Below are 3752 nucleotides of genomic sequence, written 5' to 3' on the forward strand. Positions count from 1 at the left end.
GCTAGCCCTGCTTCAGCGAGTGAATGGGTCCGGAGCCTTGTTCGGCGCTTTGCCAGCCTCGCCGTTGCTGGACTGCTGGGGATCGCATCCTCCCAGCAGGCCAGCGGGGGTTGCAAGCGCCAAAACCACCAGCAGCGTTGCAAGCAGCTTCTTGCTTTTCATGGCAGACGTCCTCGCTTTCTTAGATGTTCGCATGGATGAAGTCCATGCCGAGAATGTCCTTGACGGCCAGCCAGGCGAAGCATTGGCCGTGGCCGATGCCGGAACCCATGACGTTGGGCGGGTATACGTTGCCGTAGAAGGAGCCAGCGGTATTGCCTGCGGCGTAGAGGCCGGGAATAGGCAGACCCTTTTTGTCCAGTACGCGGCAGCGTTCGTCGTTCTTGAGTCCTCCGCGGGTGGAGGTCATGGATGAGCAGTGCTTGGAGGCGTAGAAAGGCGGCGTGTCGATGGCGGTCATCCACAGGGGGTCCTTGTAGAAGTCAAGGTCCTTGCCGCCTGCGCACAGATCGTTGTAGCGTTTGAACGAGGCTGCGAAAATGTCCTTGTCGAAGCCGCAGTGCTTCCCGAGCTCCTCGATGGTGTCGAACTTGAAGGTCACGCCGTTGGCGACGTTCTTGTCGACCTCCTCTTGGGTGTTGGAAGCCGTGTAGTCCTCGACCATGTAGCCGCCTTGGGGAACCTTGGACTCCCATGCGCTGTCCCAGATAGTCCATGCGCAGCCGTCGGGCGTGCAGGTGAGTTTGGGGATGGAAGGCGACTGGAACGGAAGGTTCTCGGCCATAAGGCGACGGCCCGCCCCGTCGACCATGAGCATGGGCAGGTTGGCTACGCCAGCATAGAAGTGCGTGCCGTCGAAGGTAGTGGGCAAGGTGCCGTCCATCATGACGGCTGCGAAGGGCCAAAGGTCGCCACAAGCGAACTCGTCCATGTCCGCGCCGATCCATATGCCCATCTTCTGGCCGTCGCCCGTGTCGTTGGTGTTGATGTTGTAGCGGATGATCTTGCCGAGCGTGACGTTGTAATGCTCCATCATCTCGCGGTCGGCCGCCATGTCGCCCGTGGTGAGCAGGACGCCCTTGGCAGCGTTGTACTTGATGTACTCCTCGGACTCGTTCTTGGCGATTACGCCTGTGCAGCGCCCGCTATCATCGAGGACCAGCTGTACGGCTGGCGTGCTGTAATGGAAGGTCGCTCCCTTCTCGGTGGCGTACTCTTCCATGATGCCGGTCCAGTCCACCTTGCCTCCAGTGGCGAAGAACTTGCCCTCGGAATCGGCGAAGAAGATCATTTGCGCGAACGCCTGCCAAAGCGGGCTGGCACCCGGCATATCGATGCCGTCGTTGGTGATCTTATAGTCTTTCAGGGAGGCTGCTGGGATGAGCTGGTAACCCTTCTCGTTGAACACGCTCTCGAGCCAGTCGATGTAAGGGCCGGAATTGTCGAACCAGAGGCCGTACGACGACATGCGACCCTGGACGCCGTTGCTGATAGCCCAGGTCGAAGTGATGAACTCCTCACGGTCGGTTGTCAGGTTGAGCTTGGTTTGCAAGCCAGAATTGAATCCGGCCGTGCAAAGGCGCGCGATGCCGTAGGAGCTGCCTTTTTCGAGCACGTGTACCTTGGCGCCGTTTTCTGCTGCCAACATGGCTGCGGGCAAGCCGCAGATGCCGGCACCGCAGATGACGATGTCGCAGTCGACGGTTTCGACGATCTCGCTATCCGGGATGGGGTCGGGTGCCGTCAAGAATGCGGGCTGGCCGGAGGCTGTGGACTCGGCTCCGCCCGCTGCGGCGTTTGCCTCGGGTGCTGTCTTATTGGCGGACGTATCCTTGGGTGCCGGGCTTGCGCAGCCGGTTATGGCTCCTGCCATTGCCGTGCCGACACCAGCGAGTGCGGCGCCTACGAGAAAATCGCGTCGGGATACTTTCCTGCCTACACTGCTGGTTTCGATAGTCGTCTCGGTCTTATCCTCCATGGTTCCCCTTCCTCCGTTTTCTGGCCGACGGGGTGTTGGACGTCGGCCCTTGTGTAGGATCGTAGAGGGTGCAAGGCCCCTAACCATAGATGTAACCTTGCCAAAAGACGGGTTATTTACCCTAACCCCCTTAGATGACCTGCGAATATATAATTACCGCCCTGCGCAGTTTGAAGCTCAAAACACTTGCTATAGCTTCGGCTTCTCTTCTAAAATCTGAGGAGGCTGCGGCTCAGGGGAGGGTCGGCCATTGCGACGAGGGGCGGGGGATTCTATGGTTGGGGGACATTCGTCCAGGATGAGGTCGTTTGCGAGGTCTTTTCTTGCCTACGCAAGCTACTGGTATTTGATCGGTCCGGCTTTCGGTGTGTCTTTGCAGCTTTACCTCAATTTTCGATTCGGTTTGGTACGTGCGATGGGAACTGCTACTTTTCCTGACATCATCTGCGTATTCAGCTGTTTTGTGCTGGTGTGCTATATCGTGGCGACGTTTTTCGTGACTACGCGCAGGCAGCGAAATGTCGTTGCCTTGGCCGCGCTGGTATGCGGGATTGCCTCCATGGTGGCAATAGAGCTGCCGGGCTTGCTCGGCATATCGTTGGGCTGGGTGCCCCTTGCCGGCATGCTGCTGTTCTCGTTTTTCTTCATGACCTGCTTGTTACTGTGGTTCGAGGTATTTTCCTGCCATGACAGCATGCTTTGCCTGGTCTATATTCTGCTTACCTCTGCCTTGGCGGGTATGCTCTGCTGGTTTTTCATAGGCCTTGAGGGGTCGCGTTTGCTCTGCGCCCTTGTGATAGCGGTTGCATGTGCCTATGCGACGCTGTATAAGGGCCTTCGGGGTACGGCGGAACTGAACTCCCTTCAAAGCGAGCAGCGTGTTCCCGCCCGCCCTTCCGTGTGGTTGTTGGTCGTGACCTTCTTCTTCGGGCTCGGTTTCATGTACACCACCGGTGTAACGTCGTTGGAGGCGTTCCATAATGTTTTCGACTGGACGAATATTGTCTATGCGCTGGTGCTCTGCGCGCTGGCGCTAGCGTTTTCGCGGAGGATTCGCATATCTCTGCTCTTTTACCTGGCAGCGCCTATGGTTATGGCAGGTATTTTGCTGACGCTGTTCAGGAATCCGCTGTACCTATCGCCGAGCGTGTTGAGCAATGCGGGGTTGTTCACCTATCTGGTTTTCGTGCTCGTGCTGTATTGCGCCATCTGTCGGGAGCAGAATTCGGAGCCGTTGCGCGCATCGTGCTTCCTAATTCTGAGCTTCTATGTTGGATTGTTGGCCGGCCGGCAGCTTTTTGTCGCAGTGGATCAGATTATCGGCCAAGGTGCCGACGAGGCTCTGGCGAACAGGTTCCATATGCCCTTGGAAGTCGCTATCGTGGTGGTTATGGTAGTGTGCACGATGATAGGCATGCGCATCATCGATGAGATAGTCTCGCGTGATTTGTCGCGGCCGCAATTGGCGCATATCACGGCCTACGAAAGCAGCGAGACGAGTACCCGTATAGCCACCGTGTACAAGCTGAGCGACCGTGAGCGCGAAGTGCTTTGCCTGCTCTTGGAGAACAAATCGGCTACCGAGATTGCTGCCGCCATGGTCATCGCCCACGGTACCGCGAAGACTCACATCAACAACATCTACAAGAAACTCGACATCCATACCCGCGAGGAGCTGTTTGCTCTGGTTCCGGGAAGGTTCAAGTGATCCTTGCGGTTGTTCGCTATCTTGCTGCCTTATCTGCGCAGGTGCTGCATCGAGGGTAGGTACTGT

At 57.5% G+C, this 3752-nt stretch carries 3 protein-coding genes; 1 reads left to right on the forward strand and 2 read right to left on the reverse strand.

The annotated features are described in order from the left end of the window. Window positions 1-12 precede the first annotated feature (12 nt). Both RR842_RS12705 and RR842_RS12710 read right to left on the reverse strand, forming a co-directional pair. Complete coding sequence (locus RR842_RS12705) at window positions 13-162, reverse strand: hypothetical protein (protein ID WP_332729981.1); 150 nt, start codon at window positions 160-162, stop codon at window positions 13-15. A gap of 19 nt (window positions 163-181) precedes the next feature. Then, window positions 182-1978 (reverse strand): FAD-binding protein, encoded by a 1797-nt coding sequence (locus tag RR842_RS12710; protein WP_332565187.1) that lies wholly within the window; start codon window positions 1976-1978, stop codon window positions 182-184. Between the two features lie 415 nt (window positions 1979-2393). On the opposite strand from RR842_RS12710, the gene RR842_RS12715 reads away from it, so the two are divergent. Beyond that, on the forward strand, window positions 2394-3686 hold the full coding sequence (locus RR842_RS12715) for a helix-turn-helix transcriptional regulator (RefSeq protein WP_332521767.1): 1293 nt from the start codon (window positions 2394-2396) through the stop codon (window positions 3684-3686). Window positions 3687-3752 lie beyond the last annotated feature (66 nt).

This window comes from Gordonibacter sp. (genome assembly GCF_036667095.1).
Classification (GTDB): domain Bacteria; phylum Actinomycetota; class Coriobacteriia; order Coriobacteriales; family Eggerthellaceae; genus Gordonibacter.

Bases quoted from the DNA above. Each gene is read 5' to 3' on its own strand.
- RR842_RS12710 (WP_332565187.1), bottom strand. From the start codon at position 1,978: ATGGAGGATAAGACCGAGACGACTATCGAAACCAGCAGTGTAGGCAGG.
- RR842_RS12715 (WP_332521767.1), top strand. From the start codon at position 2,394: ATGGGAACTGCTACTTTTCCTGACATCATCTGCGTATTCAGCTGTTTT.
- RR842_RS12705 (WP_332729981.1), bottom strand. From the start codon at position 162: ATGAAAAGCAAGAAGCTGCTTGCAACGCTGCTGGTGGTTTTGGCGCTT.